Annotated in this window: 20 protein-coding genes, 1 tRNA gene and 6 pseudogenes; 10 read left to right on the top strand and 17 right to left on the bottom strand. The window is 33.9% G+C overall.

The features are described 5' to 3' along the window. Nucleotides 1-308 precede the first annotated feature (308 nt). The 3 pseudogenes from ORL93_RS03185 to ORL93_RS03175 form a co-directional block, all read right to left on the bottom strand. Nucleotides 309-671 (bottom strand): annotated as a pseudogene (locus ORL93_RS03185) (hemolysin); the annotation flags it as partial. Next, nucleotides 668-1,462, bottom strand: a pseudogene (locus ORL93_RS03180) (helix-turn-helix transcriptional regulator); the annotation flags it as partial. The pseudogenes ORL93_RS03185 and ORL93_RS03180, both read right to left, overlap by 4 nt. Nucleotides 1,463-1,763: 301 nt before the next feature. Beyond that, nucleotides 1,764-1,892, bottom strand: a pseudogene (locus ORL93_RS03175) (IS6 family transposase); the annotation flags it as partial. A 367-nt stretch (nucleotides 1,893-2,259) separates the two neighbouring features. On the opposite strand from ORL93_RS03175, the gene ORL93_RS03170 reads away from it, so the two are divergent. Continuing rightward, the gene (locus ORL93_RS03170) at nucleotides 2,260-3,165 is read left to right on the top strand and encodes an excalibur calcium-binding domain-containing protein (RefSeq protein ID WP_098160277.1); all 906 of its coding nucleotides are present in this window, start codon (nucleotides 2,260-2,262) and stop codon (nucleotides 3,163-3,165) included. 435 nt (nucleotides 3,166-3,600) lie between these two features. Here ORL93_RS03170 and ORL93_RS03165 read toward each other — a convergent pair whose 3' ends face one another. Both ORL93_RS03165 and ORL93_RS03160 read right to left on the bottom strand, forming a co-directional pair. Beyond that, nucleotides 3,601-3,951 (bottom strand): YolD-like family protein, encoded by a 351-nt coding sequence (locus tag ORL93_RS03165; RefSeq protein ID WP_257130801.1) that lies wholly within the window; start codon nucleotides 3,949-3,951, stop codon nucleotides 3,601-3,603. After that, nucleotides 3,948-4,523 (bottom strand): annotated as a pseudogene (locus ORL93_RS03160) (DinB/UmuC family translesion DNA polymerase); the annotation flags it as partial. The pseudogene ORL93_RS03160 and the gene ORL93_RS03165, both read right to left, overlap by 4 nt. A gap of 26 nt (nucleotides 4,524-4,549) precedes the next feature. Between ORL93_RS03160 and ORL93_RS03155 the strand changes: the two are divergent. Together ORL93_RS03155 and ORL93_RS03150 are read left to right on the top strand one after the other, a co-directional pair. Beyond that, complete coding sequence (locus ORL93_RS03155; RefSeq protein ID WP_141550047.1) at nucleotides 4,550-4,852, top strand: hypothetical protein; 303 nt, start codon at nucleotides 4,550-4,552, stop codon at nucleotides 4,850-4,852. Then, nucleotides 4,849-5,118, top strand: a complete 270-nt coding sequence (locus ORL93_RS03150; protein ID WP_257130800.1) for a hypothetical protein — start codon at nucleotides 4,849-4,851, stop codon at nucleotides 5,116-5,118. The genes ORL93_RS03155 and ORL93_RS03150 overlap by 4 nt, the downstream gene beginning before the upstream one ends. 157 nt (nucleotides 5,119-5,275) lie before the next feature. Here the strand turns inward: ORL93_RS03150 and ORL93_RS03140 are convergent, their stop codons facing one another. The 3 genes from ORL93_RS03140 to ORL93_RS03125 all read right to left on the bottom strand — a co-directional run bounded on the left by ORL93_RS03140 (nucleotide 5,276) and on the right by ORL93_RS03125 (nucleotide 7,579). Then, nucleotides 5,276-6,265: a trypsin-like serine peptidase gene (locus tag ORL93_RS03140; RefSeq protein ID WP_098160275.1), complete on the bottom strand. Its 990-nt coding sequence runs from the start codon at nucleotides 6,263-6,265 to the stop codon at nucleotides 5,276-5,278. A gap of 601 nt (nucleotides 6,266-6,866) precedes the next feature. Then, entirely contained in the window at nucleotides 6,867-7,313 is a 447-nt protein-coding gene (locus ORL93_RS03130; protein ID WP_098160274.1) for a GNAT family N-acetyltransferase, read from the bottom strand. A gap of 50 nt (nucleotides 7,314-7,363) precedes the next feature. After that, nucleotides 7,364-7,579: a C45 family peptidase gene (locus tag ORL93_RS03125; protein ID WP_257130799.1), complete on the bottom strand. Its 216-nt coding sequence runs from the start codon at nucleotides 7,577-7,579 to the stop codon at nucleotides 7,364-7,366. An 821-nt stretch (nucleotides 7,580-8,400) separates the two neighbouring features. Between ORL93_RS03125 and ORL93_RS03120 the strand changes: the two genes are divergently transcribed. Continuing rightward, nucleotides 8,401-8,814: a hypothetical protein gene (locus ORL93_RS03120; protein WP_018780615.1), complete on the top strand. Its 414-nt coding sequence runs from the start codon at nucleotides 8,401-8,403 to the stop codon at nucleotides 8,812-8,814. A gap of 463 nt (nucleotides 8,815-9,277) precedes the next feature. Then, the gene (locus tag ORL93_RS03115) at nucleotides 9,278-9,625 is read left to right on the top strand and encodes a YkgJ family cysteine cluster protein (RefSeq protein WP_006097101.1); all 348 of its coding nucleotides are present in this window, start codon (nucleotides 9,278-9,280) and stop codon (nucleotides 9,623-9,625) included. A gap of 297 nt (nucleotides 9,626-9,922) precedes the next feature. Here ORL93_RS03115 and ORL93_RS03110 read toward each other — a convergent pair whose 3' ends face one another. The 4 genes from ORL93_RS03110 to ORL93_RS03095 form a co-directional block, all read right to left on the bottom strand. Continuing rightward, nucleotides 9,923-10,450, bottom strand: coding sequence for a hypothetical protein (locus tag ORL93_RS03110; protein ID WP_033799391.1), 528 nt, complete (start codon nucleotides 10,448-10,450; stop codon nucleotides 9,923-9,925). A 188-nt stretch (nucleotides 10,451-10,638) separates the two neighbouring features. Further along, complete coding sequence (locus ORL93_RS03105) at nucleotides 10,639-10,806, bottom strand: hypothetical protein (protein ID WP_003210128.1); 168 nt, start codon at nucleotides 10,804-10,806, stop codon at nucleotides 10,639-10,641. A gap of 287 nt (nucleotides 10,807-11,093) precedes the next feature. Then, the gene (locus ORL93_RS03100; RefSeq protein ID WP_265958594.1) at nucleotides 11,094-13,097 is read right to left on the bottom strand and encodes a serine hydrolase domain-containing protein; all 2,004 of its coding nucleotides are present in this window, start codon (nucleotides 13,095-13,097) and stop codon (nucleotides 11,094-11,096) included. Nucleotides 13,098-13,315: 218 nt separating this feature from the next. After that, nucleotides 13,316-13,777: a hypothetical protein gene (locus ORL93_RS03095; RefSeq protein ID WP_257130807.1), complete on the bottom strand. Its 462-nt coding sequence runs from the start codon at nucleotides 13,775-13,777 to the stop codon at nucleotides 13,316-13,318. On the opposite strand from ORL93_RS03095, the pseudogene ORL93_RS03090 reads away from it, so the two are divergent. The 3 genes and pseudogenes from ORL93_RS03090 to ORL93_RS03080 all read left to right on the top strand — a co-directional run. After that, nucleotides 13,765-13,854 (top strand): annotated as a pseudogene (locus tag ORL93_RS03090) (class D sortase); the annotation flags it as partial. The gene ORL93_RS03095 and the pseudogene ORL93_RS03090 sit on opposite strands and share 13 nt — an antisense overlap. 269 nt (nucleotides 13,855-14,123) lie before the next feature. Next, nucleotides 14,124-14,197 (top strand) — tRNA-Ile (locus ORL93_RS03085). 285 nt (nucleotides 14,198-14,482) lie between these two features. Further along, on the top strand, nucleotides 14,483-14,848 hold the full coding sequence (locus ORL93_RS03080) for a hypothetical protein (protein ID WP_098160270.1): 366 nt from the start codon (nucleotides 14,483-14,485) through the stop codon (nucleotides 14,846-14,848). A 287-nt stretch (nucleotides 14,849-15,135) separates the two neighbouring features. Here the strand turns inward: ORL93_RS03080 and ORL93_RS03075 are convergent, their stop codons facing one another. Next, the gene (locus ORL93_RS03075) at nucleotides 15,136-15,909 is read right to left on the bottom strand and encodes a class I SAM-dependent methyltransferase (RefSeq protein WP_033799817.1); all 774 of its coding nucleotides are present in this window, start codon (nucleotides 15,907-15,909) and stop codon (nucleotides 15,136-15,138) included. Nucleotides 15,910-16,326: 417 nt separating this feature from the next. Here ORL93_RS03075 and ORL93_RS03070 point away from each other — a divergent pair, with 417 nt between their 5' ends. Then, complete coding sequence (locus tag ORL93_RS03070) at nucleotides 16,327-16,716, top strand: hypothetical protein (protein ID WP_018766068.1); 390 nt, start codon at nucleotides 16,327-16,329, stop codon at nucleotides 16,714-16,716. 840 nt (nucleotides 16,717-17,556) lie between these two features. Here ORL93_RS03070 and ORL93_RS03065 read toward each other — a convergent pair. The 4 genes from ORL93_RS03065 to hblC all read right to left on the bottom strand — a co-directional run bounded on the left by ORL93_RS03065 (nucleotide 17,557) and on the right by hblC (nucleotide 22,740). Then, nucleotides 17,557-18,684: a ClyA family alpha-helical pore-forming toxin gene (locus ORL93_RS03065; protein ID WP_265958591.1), complete on the bottom strand. Its 1,128-nt coding sequence runs from the start codon at nucleotides 18,682-18,684 to the stop codon at nucleotides 17,557-17,559. A gap of 281 nt (nucleotides 18,685-18,965) precedes the next feature. Continuing rightward, a complete protein-coding gene (hblA, locus tag ORL93_RS03060) occupies nucleotides 18,966-20,093 on the bottom strand; it encodes a hemolysin BL binding component B (RefSeq protein WP_018780621.1) in 1,128 nt (375 codons plus the stop codon). A gap of 36 nt (nucleotides 20,094-20,129) precedes the next feature. Continuing rightward, on the bottom strand, nucleotides 20,130-21,350 hold the full coding sequence (gene hblD, locus ORL93_RS03055) for a hemolysin BL lytic component L1 (RefSeq protein ID WP_018765647.1): 1,221 nt from the start codon (nucleotides 21,348-21,350) through the stop codon (nucleotides 20,130-20,132). 70 nt (nucleotides 21,351-21,420) lie between these two features. Continuing rightward, entirely contained in the window at nucleotides 21,421-22,740 is a 1,320-nt protein-coding gene (gene hblC / locus ORL93_RS03050; RefSeq protein ID WP_018780622.1) for a hemolysin BL lytic component L2, read from the bottom strand. Between the two features lie 739 nt (nucleotides 22,741-23,479). Between hblC and ORL93_RS03045 the strand changes: the two are divergent. Continuing rightward, nucleotides 23,480-23,806: pseudogene (locus ORL93_RS03045) on the top strand (zinc dependent phospholipase C family protein); the annotation flags it as partial. Between the last annotated feature and the right edge of the window lie 255 nt (nucleotides 23,807-24,061).

Below are 24,061 nucleotides of genomic sequence, written 5' to 3'. Positions count from 1 at the left end.
TAAATTCAAATAAGTTTGAACTCTCTACATATGCCTATTTATGCTAATTTAACACGCATAAATGCACCTAATTTTCCTTTTATATTATTTTAAAAGTATTTACCTTACTCTTTCTGAAAATCCAATCAAACAATTAGAAATACCCTTAGAATTGGAATTTGATTTCGATTTTTCAGAATTATCATTACAATTATTGCAATAATATTACAAATGGAGTAGCTATACATTCTCATTAAATAAAGATGTTTCTTTGGTAATTTACATAAATTCCATTACTAGTAGTAAGAAAATAAGCACATGCCTTATTTTTACGGAGTGACGGGTTGCACTTTTAATTCTTTTATCCCTTCTTTTAATGTGACCACATCTGTTCTTAATCTTTTCCAACTGTCTTTAGCTGCATTCAAGTTAGGTATTAAGAATTTAAATTTATTTTGATCAGCTTTTTGAGCTGCATTATCAATATGTCCCATTACTCCCGAATATTTAGAATCTAAATCGTGCCATTGCGCGGACATATAAGTAAGATCATTAATAGCTTTATCAATCGCACTATGCATCTCACTAATATTATTAAACGCAACTCCAACTATACGATTTAATGTTGTTTTATAGTCTACAGTCTGACGTAATTCTGCTAATGTAGGCTCTAACTTAGATAAATTATCTCTTGTAAAGCATGACTAAATAACCTCTGCTGACATAAATCATCAAGCGCATGTGTCTTGCCTTTGATACGGACAGAAATGAGTTTTTCAAGTTGGTTTGAATCAGGTAAAAGGTCTTTTAGAAAGAAAGAACGTGCTGAAAATCCCAAGGGTCGGTCAAATTTTTCACCTGTTCTGGATAATGATTGAATACGATTGATTCGAAAACTTCGAATTTCTTTACGCAGATGGCAATAAGCCACCGTGTACCACTTACCTTTCCAATAAACAAGACCATAAGGATCAATATGGCGTGATTGTGGTTCGATTTCCCCACCTTTATGATAAATAATAAATACCCTATAACTTTCGGCAACAGAAATTTCTAACTCTTGAAGAATAGATTTCAAAGGCGGTTCGACAGTAGGATGGATAACTTCAAACCCTCTTAAATGACGATTAATATGATTCAATTGTTCCTCGTTTGTATACATTTTCAATTTAGAAATTGCTTCATCTAACGCTTCACTAAAGGGATACCCTGCATCTATTGCAAATTTTGCAGCATGAATAAGCGCTTTCTGCTCATCCAGATTAAAAATCAAAGGTGCCTTCTTAAACTCATTCAGTAACCTGTACCCACCATTATGTCCTGCATCTGAAATAATTGGTACTCCACTTGCACACAGAGCATCAATATAGCGGTACACCGTACGGATACTGATTTCTAATTCCTCTGCTAACTCCTTAGCAGTCATTTGGCTTCTCGTTTTGAGGAGCCATAATATAGAAAGCATATTAACCATTTTAGACATATATAGGCATTCCTTTCTCGAAGATTCAAGATAAGCATTCTACAGTAAAATATTAAACTTATTGAAAAATTTAATTGTAAATGTAAACATATGTATTACCATTTCGTTAATCACCTTACAGAGCTTACTCTGAAGAACATTCTACACTATTATAAAACATCCTGCTTCTCTATTAATCATATTCTAATTACATAATCTGGTCCGATTACGGAACAACTCTATTTTCATTCAATAATTCTGTTCTGGTGCAAATATATGAAGAAGAACGCGAATAATAGTAGATTCCTAGTGAAATCGTATTTTATGCTATAAGTCCAAACACTTGGTGTATGAACTCTTTCTGATTTTGGGCAGACTGATTCCGTAAATCAATCTGTCCCTTTTTTATCATATGCATGGCTTCAACACCGCTCAATATAGAGGGTGCTGTTTTAAGATTGATAGTATCAGTATGTCAAAGTTTTAGAGATTTCTTGCACCAAAACCAAAGGGCAAATACTCCACGAAAACATTTGGAAAAATGGTTGATTAGTTGAACATTACAGATGTTCCGAACGTGAAAGCCCACTACAGTGCGACAGCCTCCCTTTAAAGGTGGGAGTGTCAATAGCATTAGTAGATGAAAACGATGAATAGGCGTCTCTTTTTATTTTCTTACAAACAGAATATATTAAACATTCTTTTCATAATATATTCCTTGTAAATCTGTTATACTTGTACTCGGAATATACATTAATCTTACATTTTGATAATATATACAATGGTTATTATGTAAAATTTGAGAGGAGATCTAAATAATGAGTAAGAAAAAGAAAAAGCCTAATGAATCTACTCTTGCTAAACAAGCAATTGCTAAAAAGTATCAAAAAGAGTATGGAATTACACCCATTATCGTTTCTACCAACTTAGAAAGTATGCAAACTGGTTATGCTGCTGTAGCAACTGACCATATTCAATTATTCAAGTACAATAAAGTTGCAAATGATGTTGTCAGCATTGCTAAATACTACTTTATTGATTATTCCACTGTTCTAGTAGATCACTTTGCTATTAAATCCGTATTCGAGTTTAATGGATTAGGAACACCATTTCGTTTTATCCCAACGGAACAAGGAAAAGACATCGAGCGCTTTATCGAAAATAATACATCTATTGAAATACATAAGGTACGTCGTAAATGGTACAGGAAAATTCTTGGTTTCCGTTCTAATACAAAATGGAAAATAGTTATAGCATGTATTATATATTTATTTATTCTCACAGCTGGAATTAGCGGAATGGTAGATAATAAAAATGAAAATAAAGCAGCCTCAACAACAAAAGTTGTAGATACAGATGCTAATAAAAGAGATAACGAACAACAGAAACTTAACGAGCAGCGTAAACAAGAAGAATTACAAAAACAACAAGAAGAGCAAAAGAAACAAGAAGAATTACAGAAGCAACAAGAAGAGCAAAAGAAACAAGAAGAATTACAAAAGCAGCAAGAAGAGCAAAAGAAACAAGAAGAATTACAAAAGCAGCAAGCTCAACAAAAACAAAGTGTACAGCAACAACCAAACAATAATCTCCCTCAAGGAAACTACAATTTTAAAAGCTGTAAAGAGGCCAAAGCAGCTGGATTCTCAAATATCACAAGAGATCACCCTGCTTATTCCTCTAAGTTAGATAGAGATGGTGACGGATTAGCTTGTGACAAATAACAAAAAGGAACCTACATAGGTTCCTTTTTTCACCACTTACTCATATCTTATATTTTGCTATTACCGCAATGGCTCTTGCAGTTTTGTATTTTGTTGTAAAAAAATTAATGACTTAACAGGGAATATTAGATTTAAATAGAATAATTTTAACTAAAAATAAATTCTGCCGGATTGATCTACGTAAAACACCGAAATGGTGTCGCTTGTCCTGTAGATTTCAAATTCGCACACATGCTTCCCTCGCTTTACCTCTACGTTATACCACATTAACTCCTGACCGCCTGACATTTATATTTCGTATAAGTTCGACTGTACCTGTCCCATTAGCAAGACCCCTTTTACGTTAGTTTGTTACCTCATGTAAAATTTCAACAGTTAGATATTAACGTAGTGTAAAGGACATGTGAAGTTTCGTTTAATATAGTTACATACCGCCTACTCAGCGTTAATAATGTCGATAAATTTAAACGTATTCTTATAATGAAAAGCGTCCGTACATATAACGCTCTTTTTTAAAGGATCGATATCGACAACAGTCATATAACCCGAAAGTATGTAACCATCCTCGTAGTATGTAATTAGTATCTCCTCTTCGGTTAGTAACGAAGTTAGTAGATGGCTTTCAATTCGTTCCTTTTTGTCTTGCGTCACGATAGGGCGTGGCACTTTCGCATTCTCCTTAATGATAGATCTGATACCGGCGAATTGTTCCGGCATAGATGCGAATGGCTGCCATTTCACCATTCCTCTCCCCTTCGGCATCTTTGCGTTGTTTGCGTTATTCATGACTTATGTCCCCCTAATAATGTATTTCTATATCTTGCGGTTGCATTTTTCATATAGGAAACGCCCCATAATATGCTATTCTTACTGAATCGTGTTCTGATTTCGTCCATAACCCGAGTTAATCTCATTTCTTTTTCTCGTTGTATTACATTATCAAACAACGAAATCTGCTCTTCTCCTTCGGCTACTAAATTCGTTAATGAAATACTAACTGTTCGAATTGGCTCGCCCGTGTATAGAGTGTGTAAATAATATGTACAAACATGATAGATATCCACCGTTAAATTGGTCGGCCGATTAAACGTGTGTGTCTTTCGAAATCCCCCATCGTAACCCTTACTACTACCAATTGAAAGATGGATGGTTCTAGCAAGTTTCTTTTGCATCCTTAATCGATAGCAGACTTCTTCTGTATGCCCTAGCAAAATTATCGGAATTTCATCTATCGAATAATCACGTAATAGTATTTGACTCTTAGCGATAGAAGTTTCTGTCGGAATATGTTTTTCGGATATACGACTGAAATCTATACCGTTACTATGTAAGTGTAATTCTTCTCCGATTACACCGAAGTATACATAAAGGAGTGTGATTATTCATGAGCTTGAATAACGGAAGAGACTGTAGTCATTCCGCTATTTCTTGTCCTGTACCTGGTTCGGTTTCCGTCCCTTTTCCAGGCTCAGCGCCATCTACCGCTACAACTCCCCTCTTATTTTCCACTCCACTACCACCAAATCCAGATCCTGTTGACCTTCCAGCGAATACAAATAATATTCCAATTATGGAGTTCACAGTTCCTGCCCAAGCAGTAACAGGAGGAACCACTCAAGTTCAACTAAATGCAACAATCGGGACAGAAATTCTTTCCGAACCAAGCGATGATGCTTTTTTAGCGTGAATGCCATCACACATCAATTATTCCGTAATAATACGTTGCTGACAGATACACTTGTATCCGGAAACTATGGAATTACTGGGGAACAGACACTCTATACCTTTAATTCTACGTTTACATGGGTAGATGTGCCGCCAGTCTCAATAGTCCCAACCGATCCAATACATTACCGAATTGTAGCGAATACAGGGAATTATTTTCATGTGGTAAACGCTCAAGTTAGAAATCGTGGATTTACGGGTGTGATTTTTCCGCCTGTTCCTATTTAATACCTACTAAATACGTAAACCGACTCCGATTACCGAGCCGGTTTCTTTTTCGTATATCAATGCACGTTTACATACTCATTACTTGCCGTAATGTAATACGTGTTCTCTTTCGAATTGTGTACTTTATACTGAGAATAAAGAATCATATCAGATTCACTTATTTCATTTGATCAAACATTGTTTTTACATCCTTAGAATTAGGAGTAGCATACAAAGTTGGTGTTCCTGAAGTTGAACGTCGGGATGTCACTGCAAAAACATAACCAAGGTTTTCATTGATTATCGCTCTTAACCAAGGTCCGCCACTCGCTCCCCCATTCATACCGCAACTCATCTTGGCATCACTACTAAACAATCCCGCACTACTTGTTGATCCGCCACAATAATAAGGTAATTGTCCATTGTATGGATTTTCAGCGGGCCAACCCCAAATACGAACACTCGGTTGATTAGTACCATATCCAGTTGAAAGTCCATTTCCTCCGACAGTATTTATTAAATTGTTTCCACTTCTAGGATAAACAGTAAAAAACGCTTGATCATGGCTAAAATCACTATCGTTTATCCAAGAATTAAATGTACGAGCATCTTTCCAATTCCAAATCCCATACGGTGTGGAACCATTATTATATGCTGGAGCAAATGCAATATTTGAGTGCCATCCTTTCCCCTTACCTCCATGTACACAATGACCCGCTGTTATGACAAGGTTTTTATAATCATTATTAGTAGCAGAAGCAGAACAAACATAGTCCCTTCCGCTATATGAAAAAAATACTTTGCCTGCTGTAGATGGAACAACAACATTTAGTGCTTTAATTCCACCACTAGTATTAGGCGGAACTGGATCAGAAATATTACTAGGTTTTTCTGTTGAGGGAGCTTCCTGTTTTTTTGGAGTAGTTTTTTCATTAGTCTTGATTTCATCTGCTGGGATTGCATTCTGCATTTTTTCTTTTGTCCAATAACCCGAAGGATCTTCTGTATTGTTTGGATCTTGAATAGAGTATGGAATGTTAGGAGAGCTTTTAGATTGAGTAAGAGAATTTTTTTCATCAGAGGTTGCATATACAGAATTAATACTTAAACATGTTGTTAAAGTTATACTAGCTATAATCCCCGAACATAAAAATTTTAGTTTTTTCATAAATACCCCCGTTTGCATATTTTGTTAATACCATTTAATACTATATCCTGCCTTAATTTATTATTCGTAAAAAAGATAAAAAAACCTAAAAATAATACGAATATTCCGACGATATTTTATTATAAAATGAGAAAGTCTTCAACATATTATATATGTCTAATATGTTGAAGACTTGGTTATAAGGTGTGTTGAGAATTCAGCTCTTGATAATATTAATTAAGTTATTTTACTTGCTAAACTCTCTTTGGACTCTCATATAGCTTTCAATGATATTTTGATAACTAAGAAGATGTTTAGCAAGTAAAGCTCCAAAGCCGTTCTACCTTGAGCAGCTATTTGCACCTCGTCATCAAAGACCACTATAAATGTATTATCATCATATGAAACGAGCATGGCTACTTTCTTTAAGTTAAACTCAGGCAGCGCCTAGAATTACAATTATCAATTTAGTCAAAATTTATTTACCATCAAGCTAATATTTTGAAGCACCCCCTAAACAAAAAATTCACTTCTCTATAGTTAAGTATTTATGAGAATTTAGCTCGTTTTTTCCTTTTGGGGAACAACCAATTTCTTAAGTTAATGGGCATGTATAGTGCCCCTATAAGGTGAACTTCGCCAATTGTTCACCCCAAGATGATACTTCAGTTTCAACAAATCCAGCTTTCCTATAAGCAATTTTTGCTGAAAGATTTTTAGGATTATATCCAATCATGATTAGAGGAATATTTTTATCATTAATACTTCTTATCTTTTCAATAATGAGAAATATAGCCTGTATACCTATACCTTGTCCCTGGTACTCTTTATCAATCATTAGTCTATAAATCCAATAATTATTATCATCAGAGTCTATTCCAAACATCGCAAATCCTATTAGCTTATTATCAAGATATACACCATTTGCATAGAAATTATCTAAAAATTGAACCTCTGCAATAGAATAAAGATTGGAGGCGATAAATGTGCGTTGTTCTTCTTTTACTGATAATTTTATAGCCTCTTCCCAATTACTTTTGTCAATGGGTTTTAAAGATAGTTTGTTCAATATGGATACTCCTTTCGAATATAGAAGGGAACCACGTAGCTTTTGGGCTATTAAAACGTTTTCCCGTCATATGTTCCAACTAAAGCTGCCTCACCATTTGCATCCGCTAAAAGTAAATTCATATTCGTTCCCACAGGCATGTTTTTCACCGCATAGACGGCTTCTTCAATATTTTTACACGTCTCTAGTATGGCTCTAACAACCACCATAAACTGTAACCCCGTAACTACTGGTTCTCTCATACCTGGATATTTACCTATCGGCATACCACACGAAGCAAACGTTTCAATATTCCGTCAATATTATAGATACCATAATAATTTCTCCGTCCCCCTGGAGAGCCTTGAGCAGTTAGCTTTTGCTAGCTGCTCTTTTCGGTCACATTTACCATTAATAACCATTGTGATTACACCTTATAATATAGAAGCTAGATTAAATCGGGTTGTTATATCCATTACCCTAGGAAACTAGGGTTTTGTTTTGTACAAAATGAGGTTTTTATTAACTCTGTAATTTTTATCACATCTTCACCGGCAGGCCTATGTTAATATTTTTTGCGAGGTAAATTCTTTTAAACGAATGCCTCTTACTCCCTTTAGGATTCGTTTAACAAAATTTTTTACACACTTAATCGTCTCGCAAAGTAACTTCATCCTATGAAGCCCTATCTCTCAACAACTTTAGAACTTCATAGGATGGAGTTTTTATTCGCTTGTCTAGTAGCTCTATAAGAATATCCGGCTCATAATGCTCCCATTTAAAATTCACTGGTTGTTTCATCGTCGTATACGTCCTTTATTTATGAATATTTTCAGTGTGGTATTATTTAACATCAATTTAAGCACATGTTTTACAAATTTCACGATTCGGAAAAGCCCATGTAGGACTTCACACCGACATTATCGTTTTTGGGATAATCTGTTCTGTTAGCTTTATGGACATGTAGTGATACCTCTGTATGCAAAATTGCATACCACTTTCTATTGAAAATAATTATCATTGTAACTACAATAGTTACAGTAAGTAGATTTTACATTTACTTATTGTAACTATTTTATGAAAGAATATTAAAGGAGGAGTTAGAATTATGAAAAAAGCCATTTTAGCAGGAGCATTAGGAGTAGCAGTACTTTCGGGTATGAATTTACCAGGGTTAGAAGTTCCGAAAGCTAGTGCAGCAACTATGGATTTAGAAATTCAAGAGGTTACTAAATATTATTCTCTGAGTTCATATGAAGTGTCTCAAAAAGAATCTTTTAATCTTAAAAAAGGAGAAGAGCTTACAGTATTTGTAAATAATTCAGGATTCCCGATTTCTTACACAGTCTTTGACGCAGATAATCAAGTAATTGGTACATACAATGCTAATTCACCTTATGGACGCGTATTCAAAGCGCAAAAAGACGGTAATATTTCTGTACAATTTCAAGCAGGAGTGAATTCTTCATTTATGAAGAAAATGAATTTTACAGCTAAATTCGCTCTTTCTAAATTTAATTGATAGTAAGAATTATCAATAAAGTGGAAATATATACATTTTCTTCTAGCTTTACGTAGCTTCAAAATCTTTTCTATCCCTTTGCTAGTGTAGAAAAGAAACTTTGAATATTTAACAGAGATTAAAAAAATTAAAAATGATGTTTAAGAAATCTCTTTTAATTCGTCTATCGTTGTAATATTGTGATAAATCTGTTAAAATAATAATAGAGATACTTTTCTTTTTTAGAAAAAATGACATCGGGTATTTTATTTGAATAGCAGGTCAAGGTCTTTGAACCACTTGAAGAGCATTCTTCTTCAAGTGCGTCTAAAGACCTTTTTGTGTTGTTCTAAAACGATAAGAAAGGAGAATTCAAGCCAAACTCTCTGATTATAAAATGAAATCCTCTCTTTTTGGTTGCTGAACTAGAAAAACCTTATTTTTGGATTAATTATAACAATTACTTATTTTAGGAGATGATTATATGGAAGGGTTACCTTGTAATGGCTGCAAAGGAATGTGTTGCGGTCCCGTTCCAATTACAGAAGAAGAATTTAAAAAAATAAAGAAGAAAATAAAATCGATGCCTACAAAAAAACGCCTAGATTTAAAAAGTCAGCAACGATATTTTGGAACATGTATTTTCTATGACGAAATAAACGATCGTTGCGGTATTCATCCGGTACGTCCAATAATTTGCCGAGCATTTGGGTATTACAACAATCTTGTTTGTTTTCGCAAACCGGAAGTAGTTTCCGCAAAAAACTATATGAGTAACGAACAGCCCATTGGTATTTTGAGTGTTGATTTTACATGGAAAGATTTTTCTTAATGGTTTTATCTATTTTCTTAAGTTGATAGATGCAGGGTAGCACCACATCGCTATAAAGCTAAGGTTTTTCACCATCTATAAAGCAAAAAATACGTTATCATTTCCTATAATTCTATAGAAAGAATAGCGTATTTTTTTACTTTAATGGAATTTTGTTAACTTGATAGCGATGGGCGGTACCCTAAACTAAGTTAAAGCATATTTAAGTGAAATTAAACATGACAAAAAAGCATTTCACTATCAGTGAAATGCTCAGATTGTAGAAAATCTCGATGAAAATCAGTTTTTCTACTAAGCTTAATTAGATTTTACAATCGCTGATGAAACTTCATCATTCCAAGTTCTAGCTCCATCTCCCATACTAACATCAGTCAAATTAATATACTTTCCATTGTTTACAATTGCAAGTGCTCGCCCTTCTGCATTAACATGTTCATAAATAGTCGTATAATCTCCATAAGGATGTGTAAGTATAGAAGAAACATTATCATTATTAGAACCACCAAAGTTTACAACAACAACTGGGTTTCTACTTGCATTTACAGTAAAACGTGAGCCCTTCAAATCATTATCATAATAAAAAGTAGAATAAATTGATGCTAAAGGTTGCACTTTGTTGCTTTTAGGAACTGGATGGCTTTCTAAGTAATTTTCAAAATCTGTCTTGTTTTCAAATCCAATCGTTGTTTGCTCCCCATCAAATCCATCCGTTATTACTTGGTAAGGCTTTGCTGGAGAATCTGCATACGCCTGCGGGCTTGAAACACCAAATAGCATCGCGCCTGCTAATAAACCTGTAGAAAGTACTCCCATAACTCGTTTCAAATGAATCACTCCTTTATAAAATGGCTTGCAAACTAATCTTACGCCTTTTATCATTTTTTGTAATAAATGTAAAAATTTATCAACGTATTATTTTTATTCGAATAATAAGAAATATTTATTTTAATTGTTTTAACACATAATATATTTCACTTTTGTAGCCCCAATTCGTTTTTTTCGTTTTGGGGGTATCATAAAAACTTAGCTTTATGGCAATGTGGAACAGGATGTTTCTTTAGGTAATCTTCTAAATCCGTTTTGTTATCAAAACCAATAGATACTGGTTGTCCATTAAACCCTTTTGTTTTTACTTGATACGGAAACTCTTCTGCAGCAAGTGCACCTCCAGCTCCAGTCAATAGAATACCAGTTGCTAAAACCCCAACTACTAGTTTTTTTAATCTGAACGTACACTTTAGAAGACATTATATTTTTCTATAAATTGTAAATATTTAAAAATTACAGAAAAATATAATTGTTTATTCTGAATATTTAATTTAAATTTGACCATGCATAATAATACTCATTAAGGGATTTAAGGCGTATCTGTGCCAAGAAGTAAAAAATATACTTCAATAAAGAAGGATAGCATCTTTATGCTATCCCTCTTTTTCTGTTCAGATATTTATTCTATTTTTGTGGCAAATTAACTACCTAACATAACATATAATAACAAGGCCGCTGCCTCTTGCCGTTTCATTATTTGTTTTGATAAATAATCTGCTGATCCATCTTCATTATATATAACCTCTGGTCCGACTAAGTGATGACCTACAATGTTTTTCACAGACTCTATCGCCCAATCATCAGTTTCTCCTTTTAAAGTAGCTTCTGCAGCTGGAGCCTCTAGCATTTCTAAATAATGCCAAGCAATCCATGCTGCTTCTTGTCTAGTGATAGCACGATCTGGATAAAATTGTTCTCCCTCTTTTTCGTATAATATACCCAGTTCATATAAATTTTGAATATGAGATGCATACTGATGACCCTTTACATCAGAAAATACAGGGTCTTTTTTTGAAGGTGGTGCAAAGTACGCAATTTGAGACAACCAATATGAAAACTCTCCACGTGTAAGAGGGGCTTCAGGAACAAAATTCCCCTCCTTATTTGCTTTTAATATATCATATTGATGTAAAGGATCTATGAATTTAGCATATGGATGATTCACCTCTACATCTTGAAATCTCTTAGGTTCACTTAATTTCACCGCTGAACTACCAGAGTTCCAATGTATCATTTCTTTTACAGTACCATCTTTGTGAAGTTTAAACGCCATGTAATTACCCTTTTCATCTTCGAATAGTAAAGGATCTATTTGTTTTAATTCCTGTTTACCATACCTTTTATCAGCTACAAATAACTTTCCTTCGCTTATTTTCACATGCGTAATAAGGTTTTTCACCCGTAAATCACGGTACACACCTTCAAATTTCTTTAACTCTTCCTCGCTAGGTTTTAAATACTCTGGCTTCGTTTTATCTGGAAAATAGTGATTCATAAATTCATCAAATAATTTATAAGGAAGTAATGAACTATCTTTATTCGTGACAACAAAAACACCTAATTTATGTTCAGGAATTAACCACATTAAAGAAGAAAACCCTGGTATATTTCCACCTTTCCCAAAAACATATTGACCATTATGGCTTTGCGGTGAAAAGAATTCAAATCCATATGTCATATTGGGATACTTTGGATGCAACGCAAATTTTGTTTGTTGCATATCTTGCACAGTTTCTGTTTTTAGTATTTGTTTATTTTTGAATTTACCACCATTCAATTGAGCAATCATAAAATTGGCTACGTCACTTCCTGTAGAAAACATACTCCCTTGTGGCATGTCCGTCGGTCTTGTTTGATAAAATGGGATGACATCGCCTTTTTTATCGTATCCTGTTGCAAGCTTATCTTTAATAAAATTAGTCATAACAAAACTACTATTTTGCATCTCTAAAGGGTAAAAAATATTTTTCGCCATATATTTATAAAAAGGTGTGTCTGTCAAATTTTGAACAATATATCCTTGCAGCATAGAAGCAAAATTATCATATGTATACGTATCTCCTGGCTTTCTCACTACTGTGGGCATATTTTCTTCTACATAATCTTTAAGTTTTGTATAGTCATTTATTTGATCATGAATATCCCCCAATCTAGGATCCACGTCATTAAAACCTGTTGTATGGGTGAGTAAATGTTTCATTGTAACTGGTTCACCCACATTATTTTGGTACTTTAATCCCCCCATATAATTTACTATATCTTTATTTAAATCAATTTTTCCTTGTTCAACTAACTGCATTACAGCACTAGCAGTAAAAACCTTTGATACTGACGCTAATCGAAAAACGGTTTTTTTAGGATCGATGGGAATATTCTGTTCTTTGTTGGAAAAACCGTATCCTTTTTGAAATAGAATTTGATCATCTTTGACAACGACAATAGCTACACCAGGTGCATTTTCTGCTTTCATTTTCTCTGGAATTACTTTATTTGTGAAAGCTTCTACATCTTTAGCATTTAATGCTATAGAAGAAACTGTTTCAGCCTTCGAGTTATTACCACCCAAAAATACTAGAAAGAAACATAGGCTTATAACTAATAAACTTCGAAAATGATGAATAATTCTATGACTTCTTCTTTCCAAATTAATTCCCCCTTTAAAGCCAGATTTGTTGATTATTTTCTCAGTGTGCTAAACATTGATCCGGATAACACAACCATATTCTACCATAATTTATTTTGTTTACATAATTTTTTTTATATTCTGTAATTCCATCTTCCTCTAACTTTATAAACAGTTTGGTTCTGGCACAAAAATGTTAGTGAGAAACATAGAGTAGCAAATTCCTCTACATTTCCCTCTTATGAAGCTGAGCCAAACAATTTATGAATAAATTCTCTCTGGTTTTGGACGGACTTGTCCGGTAAAACAAGTTGTCCTTTTTTCATCATATGCATGGCTGTATCTGTTCTTCTCCCTTTTGCATGGGAAAAGTCTCCACTAGAGATGGTTAAGTTACCTTCCGCATGAGGTGATTCACCACTCGCTTGTGAACCTCCTCCCTCAGCGTGTGAAAAATCTCCAATGGCTCTCGTAGCCTCCCCCTCGGCGTGAGAAGATTGTCCCCTAGCTTCCGTACTAGTACCTTCCGTATGAGAAGCCGTTCCTATAGCTATTGAACCAGCACCTTCTGCATGGGCAACTTCTCCACTGGCGGTATTTATTCCTTCCGCATGGGAAGCAATTCCACTGGCAGTGGTAAAGCTCCCTTCTGCATGGGCAGCTTCTCCACTAACAATGGTACCGCTTCCTAACATTAACAACCTGTTATCCTTTTGATTATATTGGTGACGCGCCTAATCGTTATATAATTGAATCATCTTTAGTTTCTGTTCATTAAAATACTGATTTTATAGACCCTCGTTGGACGAATTCTCTCATATGTAAAATTGCATGAAAACACCAGGTAACATAATGCTATTATTTTGTTATAGATCTGCTCTATATTTTTCATTAATCATGTTGAAACCCTATAGAAAAACAATTGGTGAACTAAAGAACTGAAGGAAGGCACTCATTGAGTGTCTTTTCTTTTCATTCAAAATATTATATAATTATATCGGTATACTTCATTATTGCGATTAGCCTGGAAAACTAATCGCTTACCATGGACCTTTAGCTCAGCTGGTTAGAGCAGACGGCTCATAACCGTCCGGTCGTAGGTTCGAATCCTACAAGGTCCACTTTCACAATTCATAAACTAATTATCACAAAAAGATACTCGGAAGAGGTCTTTTCTTTTGTTTATGCCCTTCATATATAACTTGTACAAACTTTTTTCTCCTCTAATGCATATTTTATCCTTATATTTACAAATTTTCGTAGTAACCTTTTAGTATTTCAAGGAAAATCACTAAATAAGTGCATTCTTTTCTTTTTTCGACAGACACATTGCAACAAATTTAATAGAACCCTTTTGCTATTCTAATTTGGTGACTAATTGAATACTGAATGGAGTGAATTATTTTATGTTTGAAAAGCTTTCTTTGCTTTTTGTTTCCGGTGCATTATTCATGTCTTTATCAGCTTGTACACCAAATTATCAAAAAGCCTCAGCAAAGAATGAAAGTTCAGCTTCCCTGTATACCACCAAAGAATTGCAAAATGAATTCCCCATTGGGATGCCAATTGATGAATATATTGCTAAGAAAAATAAGATGAATATTAAACATCCGACTAGCATTCCTCTTCCGAATGGAAATGTAGGAAGAGTATTACAAACAACTGATGGGTTTGTTGTTATTTGTGGTAATGAAAAAGAGATTTTTAATGTAGTAGTATTTAGAACGCTGGATGAAGTAAAAGAATATGAGACGAGTTTAAGAGGAAAATAATTCCAAACGAAATGCTGGTGTTGCTTTAAAATAAAGTTTGATCAAATTGATACTAATAATCTTGATAAATAATCATAGAAAAGAGCGTGTTTTGAAAAAAGATTAATTAAAACACGCTCTTAATATTTTCAGTTGGTTTACTCTTTTGTAAAAAAGTTTGATCATTTCCTATCTATGTTGCTCCACAATAGCGCCCTATTCTTGAATAGGTATATGATCGCTCAATAAAGTAGTTGCCCTTATAATAGAGAAGTCAGCGCTATTTTCGTAAGCAAATTAGTGCACGCTTATTTCCTTCCACTCAAAATCACTGCATTTCCTAATACTTTTTTGTTCAATAAGAACTTTGGCAATTTCATTTCTTTAGCAAGCTTGTAGCTATTCAATTCAGATACACCATGTTTCTTTAAGACATTTAAGAGCTCTTTTTCATCCCCAAATATTTTTTCATCCATAAACAAATCTAAGAAGACAAATTCACCACCAGGTTTTAACACTCTTAATGCTTCTTTAATTACTTCAGTTTTATTTTCTCTATCTTTTACTTCATGAAAGGTTAGACAACTTACAATTATATCAAATTCATCATCATTAAAAGGGAGTTCTGCAGCACTTGCTTTCAGAAAATCAACCCTATCAGAGACCCCTTCTATTTCAGCATTCTGTTGACATTGAGCTTTCGAATATTCCCAATTCCCTCCCCAATAATCAATTCCAGTTAAAAAGGACTTAGGAAAAGTCTTTGCCAGTTTAATAATCAGTGAACCACTGCCTGTTCCTATATCTAGTATTTTTCCTTTTCCATCCCAATTCACCTTGGCAACAATTAAATCATGTATTTTTGACTGATAATTCCCTCCAAATGCTGCGAATTGGTAAACTGAATAAGAAAGTATGAATGCTATATACATAAAAGGCAACGCTAAAACCCCTGACAGGACTCGCAGATATAAATTAACAGGTAATAATGTTACCAAGAGAAAAATGAGTGAAATAACAAAAAAAATAAGTAGTTTGTAAATTCGTATCCAAGTTTGATATTTAGCTTTCGTTTTCAAGATATCAGCCATCCTAAAATAATCTATTTTTTGTTTGTTATAATTATATAGGAAATTAATACCCCTTTGTTAGGTCTTTAAAGATATTCTTATTAAATAATCCTGCCCTATAGTTTAACAAGTTATGTTTGCAGCAGGTGAGGTAAGAAAAATAGTTGCGGAAGAATTAGAAAAAGCGAGGATGGACCCCAGGACAGGGCGAAAACCAATGTCTTCACCAAGATTCGTGGTTCTAATGTTAGAAAAAGGCGAATAGAAATATAGGTGTACCGCCATATATCCATCAACTTAAGAAGTTTATAACGCCCATCAAAACAAAAAAATATACATTTTTTTGTTTTGGAGTACTTATATTTTCATAGCTTGATGCGCATGTAGTGATATCTCCCCATTAGTAAAATTCTCTGGAGGTGTATGGATATGGACTGGCATAGTATTACATTGACGGCAGCCGGGGTCATCGGCGGTGGTACCGCGATAGTTCACGGCATACTGATGAAACGGCTGATAATCAAGCCGATTGAGGCAGTTTTTGTGGCGAATGGGCAGATATCTGCACCGATACAAAAACTCGTACGATTGCTTTTGCATTTTACCACGCTCAACTGGTTAATCAGCGGGCTCACCTTGATTGCCGCCGCAATCTGGTTCAAGCAGGATGCAAGGCTCGTGACTGGCCTACTTGCAGGCAGCTCTTTTCTATATGGTGCTATCATCTCTTTTTGGGTAATGCGCCGCCCTCATCCTAGCTGGATTTTATTGTCCGTTGCGCTCCTTTTAATCGTCTTGGGGCTAACGCCGGTGGCCTAAGGCCCTACTTAAACTCATTAGACATGAGCGATTCCGTGGAACGAAAATCATCAAGTAGTGGAAGATGAACCTCGATTTATTTTACTAAATAAATATCAAAAGCAACGTTCAAAATGGTTAAAGGGTATAGGTTACACAGCTTTTGTTTGGCCTGCTTTATTTTGATTGATACATATTTACTGGGCAATTGGTGGTACCTTAATAGTAGCAAAGAGGATCTGTGTAGTAACGGAACAAGAACGGCAATAACTTAGATTTATGTTGGCTTGTACTACAAGTAGTTTGTTTTTAGAAAAGAAATTTTTTATTAAAAGGTTGTTTAAATAGTATGCTTAGTATTTATTGATACATAATAAAAGAGTTCAATAACATAAGTTATATGGGATACAGCCACATCACCATCAAGCTAAGAAAAAGAATTACCCCCTAGACGGAAAAAATATACTATTCCTTTAATTGAGGTCACTATACATACCAATTTAAAAGGAATAGTATATTTTTCGGTAGGATAAACCGAAGGGGTTCTCCAAATGCTGATGATGTTCCACATAAAGAAAATGCATGAACCAAAAGATAAATTTCTCACCAACAAGTAGATTTTTCTAAAGATTAAATGGAATTTGTCCATACATTATTTTTACATTTATTATACTTGCACCTAAATAGTCTTTATGACCTATTCTTTATAATTTTTGAAGACTTTTTTCAATCATTTTTAATTTTCTGCACCAGAGCCCTCAAGAGAGCAAACCGCTCTCTTTTTTATCATGGCAGAACTTTAACGTCTAACTTAAGTTTGCCATGTTTATTCAAAAGCTTTAAAAAAGAGCCGATATCTCCTTATTTTTGTGGAGTGACGGGTTGCATTTTTAATTCTTTTATCCCTTCTTTTAATGTGAACGCATCTGTTCTTACTGTTTTCCAACTGTCTTTAGCTGCATTCAAGTTGGGTAGTAAGAATTTAAATTTATTTTGATCAGCTTTTTCAGATGCCTTATCAATAAATTGTAGAACTGATCCATATTGACGATCTAAATCACTCCATTGGTCGTACATAAAAGTAAGAGATTTCAGAGCATTATCAATCGCACTATGCATCTGATCAATATTATTAAACGCAACTCCAACTACACGATTTAATGTTAGTTTATAATCTACAGTCTGACGTAATTTTGCTAATTCTGGCTCTAACCAGCCTAACTTACTTCTTGCATCACCTATCATTATACCACCCGAAATCATTACGGGAAAAAACGGAATCTTTACCATTGTCAACCCTTTAGATTCTATGTCTTTCTGATAGTTTACTTGTCCTAAAACTTCATTTAGACGCTTTTGATCGTCCTCAACCGCAGCTCCTTGGTTTTTTAAAATCGACTGCAAGAGATCTTTATCGCTTCCAAATGCTCTAACATCTTGTCCAATATCGTCTTTTAACTTAGTTAATTCTTGTATTAATTTTTGTGCATACTCTTCGTTTTGTTGAATTTCACCTCGTAAATCTGTAATCCCTTTTTTAAGAGTATCTCCGTTCCCTGTATGAATTGCCTCTACTAATGTTCCATAATGATTATCAAATTTTGTATCGTATTCAATAATGCCTGTCAATGTATCTAAAAGCTGTCCTTTTATTTGCCTATCCCATTTAACAGCATGTTCTCTTGCATTCTTTTGATCTTGTACAATTTTAATAGGTAAATCTGCATACCCATTAATAATAATCCCTTCAAAATTCACATCTGGATTATTAATTAACAAACAAGAATAGTCATTCATAGATTTTGCAAATACCCCAGCATCTTGCAAAGCTTTTTTCATCTTCTCTTCATTTGCTGAAAGAGACATATCTCCAGTGTTAGTTTGTTCAATTTCACTTGCAAAAGTTGCTACTGGTGTGACTGCATAAGTGGTTGTCATAGTTAAAAACGTTGATACAGCGAGTATTTTGTAAGGGATTTTTTTCATCATTTCATATTCCTCCTATATAGATTTTGATTGTAAGTTCATTTCTCCTTTAAAAGCGATATCTTTTGAAGCTAGTTCTGCATCGTTATGAATATCATTTCAACTTTGTTTAGCAGCCTTTAAATCATCAAGTATTAAAGAAAATTTATAGTGAAAGGCGAAGTCTTGAATCAGACTTCGCCTTTTCGTTATATAGGGATTTATTAATTATTTTATAACCATTTAACAATGTAATCATAGATTCTCTATGTTTTGAGTAACTTTGCAACGGAACCAATATTTCCTTATTTTTGAGGAGTAACAGATTCCACTTTTAATTCTTTTATCCCTTCTTTTAATGTGACAGCATCTGTTCTTAATGTTTTCCAACTGTCTTTAGCAGCATTCAAGTTAGGTTTTAAGAATTTAAATTTATTTTGATCAGCTTTTTGAGATGCATTATTAATATGTCCCAGTACTCCCGAATATTGAGAATCTAAATCATGCCATTGCGTGGACATATAAGTAAGAGCATTAATAGCATCATCAAGTGCCTTATGCATCTCACTAATATTAATATAGGCAACTCCAACTACACGATTTAATGTTATTTTATAGTCTACAGTCTGACGTAATTCTGCTAATGTAGGCTCTAACTTAGATAAATTATCTCTTGCTATACCCACTATGATACCGCCAATGATCGGTAGGCCCAAAATAGCGCCCTTCATTACATTAAATCCATCAGACTCTAATTTTTTATAATAGTTTACTGAGTCTAAAATTTGTTGTAGACGCTTTTCATCGGCCTCCACATCAGCACCTTGGTTTTTTAAAATCGAACTCAACAGCTCTTTATTGCTTCCGAATGCTCTAACATCTTTTCCAATCTCGTTTCTTAAGTTAGTTAAATCGTCTATTAATTTTTGTGCAGACTTTTGGTTTTGTTGAATCTCACCTCGTAAATCTGTAATCCCTTCTTTTAAAGTCTCTCCATCTCCTGTATTAATCGCATCTACAATTGTTTCATAATAATTGTCAAATGTTGTATCGTATTCAATAATACCTGTCAATGTATCTAAAAGTTGTTTTTTTACTTGCGTATCCCATATAACAGCATGTGCTCTTGCATTCTTTTGATCTTGTACAATTCTGCCAGGTAAATCTACATATCCATTAATATTAATTCCTTCAAAGTTCACATCTGGATTTTTGATTAACATATAAGAATAGGCATTCATAGATTTTGCAAATAACCCAGCCTTTTGCAAGGCTTCTTTCATTTTCGCTTCATTTGCTGAAAGAGACGTCTCTCCATTGTTAGTTTGTTCAATTCCACTTGCATAAGCTGCTACTGGTGAGACTACAGAAGTTGTTGTCAAGGTTAAAAATGCCGATGCAGCGATTAGTTTGTAAGGGATTTTTTTCATCATTTCATATTCCTCCAATATAGGTTTTGATTGTAAGTTCTATTCTTGTTTAAAAGCGATGTCTTTCGAAATGAATTCTGCATCTTTATGAATATCACTCCAGCTTTGTTTAGCAGCTTTTAAATCATCAAGTATTAAAGAGAATTTATGTTCTTGCATAGAGTCGATATTATCATGTAAATCTGTATAATTGGCCCCCATTTTATTCCATTGTTGTTGGATGCTTGTTAGAGACAGTATTGCTTGATCCACTGTTTGATACAGATCTGTCAAAGTTGCTTTCGCGTTAGTAAGCGAAATAACTGCTTGGCTAGCAAGATCGGCTTTCGTACTTAATTCTCCGATTTTTTTAGAAATTTCGTTATAAGAGTTCATATGATTAGACGCCGTGACACCAGCTGCTGTTCCTAAACCGATACCAGCTGCACCAAGAGCCGAAAGTCCGCCAATAACGGCCGGTGTTGCTGTACCGCCAGTCACAACAATTACTACCGCTCCTGCAATAGCTCCAATAACTAAAATGGCTGCTCCCAATCCACCACCGATTGACCATGCTAATACATTGTTAAAATGCTCTGTCTGAGTAGAACGTAGCTTCTCAATTTCAGCTTGAATTTGTGGAATTAGGGCATTATTTCCGGCTAATAGTGCCGTTAATCCACCTTTCCCATCTGGGCCACCAACATTATTTTTAAACCCTATAGAATTGTCATACAGTTTTGCTTTAAAGTCTTGTAACATCTTAATTACTTCTGTAACTTCTTTTGAATTTGTATTAATTGTAGTGATTAAATCATTTATGCCCTCTTTTAACTCTGCTTTATCTTTCTTTTGTACAGCAGCTTCCAATATATCGTAATAATTTTTAAATTGTTCATCGTAATTTACAATATTACGTGCTGTTTTTTGAATCTTCGGCTTCGCTGTATCTAACCAATAATTCGCATTGATTCGTGACAGTTCCTGATTAAGGTGAATATTTTTAATTAATTCTGCTCCTTCTGAACCTAAATCAATATTGGATAAATTTACATTTGGTTGTTTAATCATTGTTTTTGCGTACAAATCCATTACAAGAAGATTAGATCCTGTTCCAGCTAATGCTTTCTTCAGCCCTTCAGGCCCTAATTCATAATTTCCTACTTTTTGTTCTTGAGCGGTTTGTTCCTGGGCAAGTACATGAATAGTGTTACCGTTCGTAGCAGTTATAAATGTTGCTAGAGTGGCTACAGCTAGCACTTTAAATGGAAGTTTTTTCATAACTATTCTCCTTCTCAGTTTTTTGATAGATTCTTATAATCTCTATATTATTTTTATTAAATTCGAAATATTAAAACTTATAAACTTGTTCTTCAAGGTAACTTGTTACATTTTTTAATTGTCTTAATGTATCCTTTTGAGACTGCTGGTCAGTTGTATCAACATTAGTAGATAATTTTGTAATACTATTTTTGATTAGACCCAAATCTTCTTTATAGCGTTTTAGTAGGTCAAGTTCTACATCTACTTGATTTGCAAATGTATGTAAATCATTTTGCATAATAAGAAGCATAGATTTTTGTAAATCTGCTACTGTTAGGTTCTTTGTTAAATCATAAAATTTTTGGTTTTGTGTCTCTAAATCATCTAAATGCGCTCGTTGCTCTGCTGTTAGTTTATTTACTTCAGCGAAGGCACTATATGTTTTTTTAATTTTTTCAGGGTCAATAACTTTCGTAAGGTTATACTCTTTTGTCTTTGTAACTGCAGCTGCAGCTATTTCAGCTTGTTTGCTTTTCTCAATTGCTTCACGAGCTTCTTTTTTGGCAGCTTCAATCTCTAAAGCAGATTTACCTTTTTCTTTCGCTTCTTGCTCTGCTTTTTTCTCTGCTTCTAAAATAGAGTTGTTAATTTCTTTTCCTTTATTATACGCTGCCACCGCTGTTTGGGCAGCCGGTTCAATGATATCTTTTGAAAGATTATAGACTTCTTTGAATATAGTAAGTCCTTGTTCATTTAAAGCTCCCGGTAACAATGCTATTTGTTGTAAATCATTTTGAATTGATTTTTGGGTATTTTGTAATTCATTTTTTAGCTGGTCTATTTTCCCTGTTCCCTCTGAACTTAGTACACCCTGTGCTTTTGTCACATCAGTATCGAGATCTTTAAGTTTATTATCAAGCTGTAATTTAAGATCTGTTAATTCATTAATCTGACGTTGTACGTTTTCTTGGTTTGTCATAGCTTTATCTTGAAGAACTTCAAGTCTATCCAAGAACCCTTCTTTATCTTCTTTATTGTCTACAAACTGTTTTAATGTTGGGTAATAGCTATTAAATTGAGTTACAAATCCTTTACTTTTTGAATTTAATAGAATTAATTTTGGATAAAGTTCCGATGACCATTCTGTCATATCTTTCTTGATTAGGGATTGGTTCGTATTTAAAGATGGAACTTCCTCTAGCTGTACATTAGGACTCATTAAAGCTTGATCTATATATGTTTGGATTAATTTAGATTGCGCACCTAATTTTCGTAATGATGAGGAAATATCCGTGTTCTCTTGTTGCGTTTCTGCCTTAACGATTGGCGTTGCGAGAGTATTGATAGGAATAGCTGCCCCAGTAACAATGGATGTTATTAAAAATCCTTTAATTATTTTATTTTTCATTCAGTACACCTCTTTACTATTGTCTTTTTACAATCTTATTCATATATCTTGAACGACCTAGCGCTAGGCTCTCTCCTTGCACACGCTTGAGGAAGGAGAATTCTTTCGGATAGAGTGTTAAACTCTGGTTATTATTTACTTCTCATAGAATGTAAGGACCTTACTTCCCCCTCATTTAAACACTATGTTTTTAATAAGTAAACAATAAAATTCCATCATTTATATTTAATAATTCAGATATTTTATATTTATAATATAAAAAAATTATATTAAAAAAAGTTAAATACTATTAATCGCTTCACTAAGTGAAATAATTATACTATGATAATTAAACCTAAAATATAGTGATTTTCATTGATCTATATTAATCTCTTGCTAAAAAATGTTTTTAATATAATTTAATGGTACTTCATATATAATTTTACTTTATTTGGAAATGCACAATTACATATAAATATAGTCATATCAACCATAAATAACTCATACTATTATTATCTTATGAATAGTAATTTAATTTTCCATAAACATTACAGGGGAAATTTTCTTCTAGGGGTTCAGCCGAGATACGTGTAAAAACGGGGCACAGTGATATAATATTTACCAATCTATTATTATTTAGGTTGTAATTAAAATGAACATTTTTGCTATAGACAGCAATATTAAGAAATAGATTATTAAAACAGCATTCCTATTACTTTATCATCTTTATTATTTTATAAGATGGATCTAATTAACTTCCCATAACGATTTGAAAAATGCATTTTTCTATTTAGGATTATCACTTCATTATTTAGGAGATGTTAATCAACCTATGCATGCAGCAAACTTTACTAATGTTTCACTTCCAGTTGCCTTACACTCAAAATATGAAAACTTCGTCGATACTGTAAAAGACAATTATAAAGTAAAAGATGGAAATGGCTATTTGAACTGGAAAAGTGTAAATCCAGAAGACTAGGTTCACGCTTCTGCAGTTGGTGCAAAAGCTGATTTCCCATTAATTGTTCATGATAAGACGAAAGAGTTGTTTATAGATGCCACTGTATCACAAGACGCTGCTGATAAAGTGAAACTTTAATCAGTGGGGGTTTTCTCCATCCCCCACTGATTATTAGTTGAACCAATCGGACTTTTACGGGCAGTTTATCTCCCACCTAGCTTCTTTAGAAAAGCGTAAGCGGCTCGCTCAGAATCGCAGGACGTTAGAGCCCCGACAGAGAGGCGCTTTTTGCCTCGTCCGAGAGGGCGCAACGACCAGAGATTCTAGCCGCTAGAGCTGGACAATGCTTTCGCAGAATTTTGAGGCGGGAGTATTACTGCC

Origin of the sequence: Bacillus sp. DHT2 (assembly GCF_026241455.1) — a bacterium.
Lineage (GTDB): Bacteria > Bacillota > Bacilli > Bacillales > Bacillaceae_G > Bacillus_A > Bacillus_A pseudomycoides.
Note: the sequence above shows the minus strand (reverse complement) of the source record. Positions and strands in the feature narration are given on the sequence as shown.

Coding starts and splice junctions, on each gene's coding strand:
- ORL93_RS03170 (WP_098160277.1), top strand. CDS start 2,260: ATGAGTAAGAAAAAGAAAAAGCCTAATGAATCTACTCTTGCTAAACAA.
- ORL93_RS03165 (WP_257130801.1), bottom strand. CDS start 3,951: ATGAATAACGCAAACAACGCAAAGATGCCGAAGGGGAGAGGAATGGTG.
- ORL93_RS03155 (WP_141550047.1), top strand. CDS start 4,550: ATGAGCTTGAATAACGGAAGAGACTGTAGTCATTCCGCTATTTCTTGT.
- ORL93_RS03140 (WP_098160275.1), bottom strand. CDS start 6,265: ATGAAAAAACTAAAATTTTTATGTTCGGGGATTATAGCTAGTATAACT.
- ORL93_RS03125 (WP_257130799.1), bottom strand. CDS start 7,579: ATGCCGATAGGTAAATATCCAGGTATGAGAGAACCAGTAGTTACGGGG.
- ORL93_RS03120 (WP_018780615.1), top strand. CDS start 8,401: ATGAAAAAAGCCATTTTAGCAGGAGCATTAGGAGTAGCAGTACTTTCG.
- ORL93_RS03115 (WP_006097101.1), top strand. CDS start 9,278: ATGGAAGGGTTACCTTGTAATGGCTGCAAAGGAATGTGTTGCGGTCCC.
- ORL93_RS03080 (WP_098160270.1), top strand. CDS start 14,483: ATGTTTGAAAAGCTTTCTTTGCTTTTTGTTTCCGGTGCATTATTCATG.
- ORL93_RS03070 (WP_018766068.1), top strand. CDS start 16,327: ATGGACTGGCATAGTATTACATTGACGGCAGCCGGGGTCATCGGCGGT.
- ORL93_RS03065 (WP_265958591.1), bottom strand. CDS start 18,684: ATGATGAAAAAAATCCCTTACAAAATACTCGCTGTATCAACGTTTTTA.
- hblA (WP_018780621.1), bottom strand. CDS start 20,093: ATGATGAAAAAAATCCCTTACAAACTAATCGCTGCATCGGCATTTTTA.
- hblD (WP_018765647.1), bottom strand. CDS start 21,350: ATGAAAAAACTTCCATTTAAAGTGCTAGCTGTAGCCACTCTAGCAACA.
- hblC (WP_018780622.1), bottom strand. CDS start 22,740: ATGAAAAATAAAATAATTAAAGGATTTTTAATAACATCCATTGTTACT.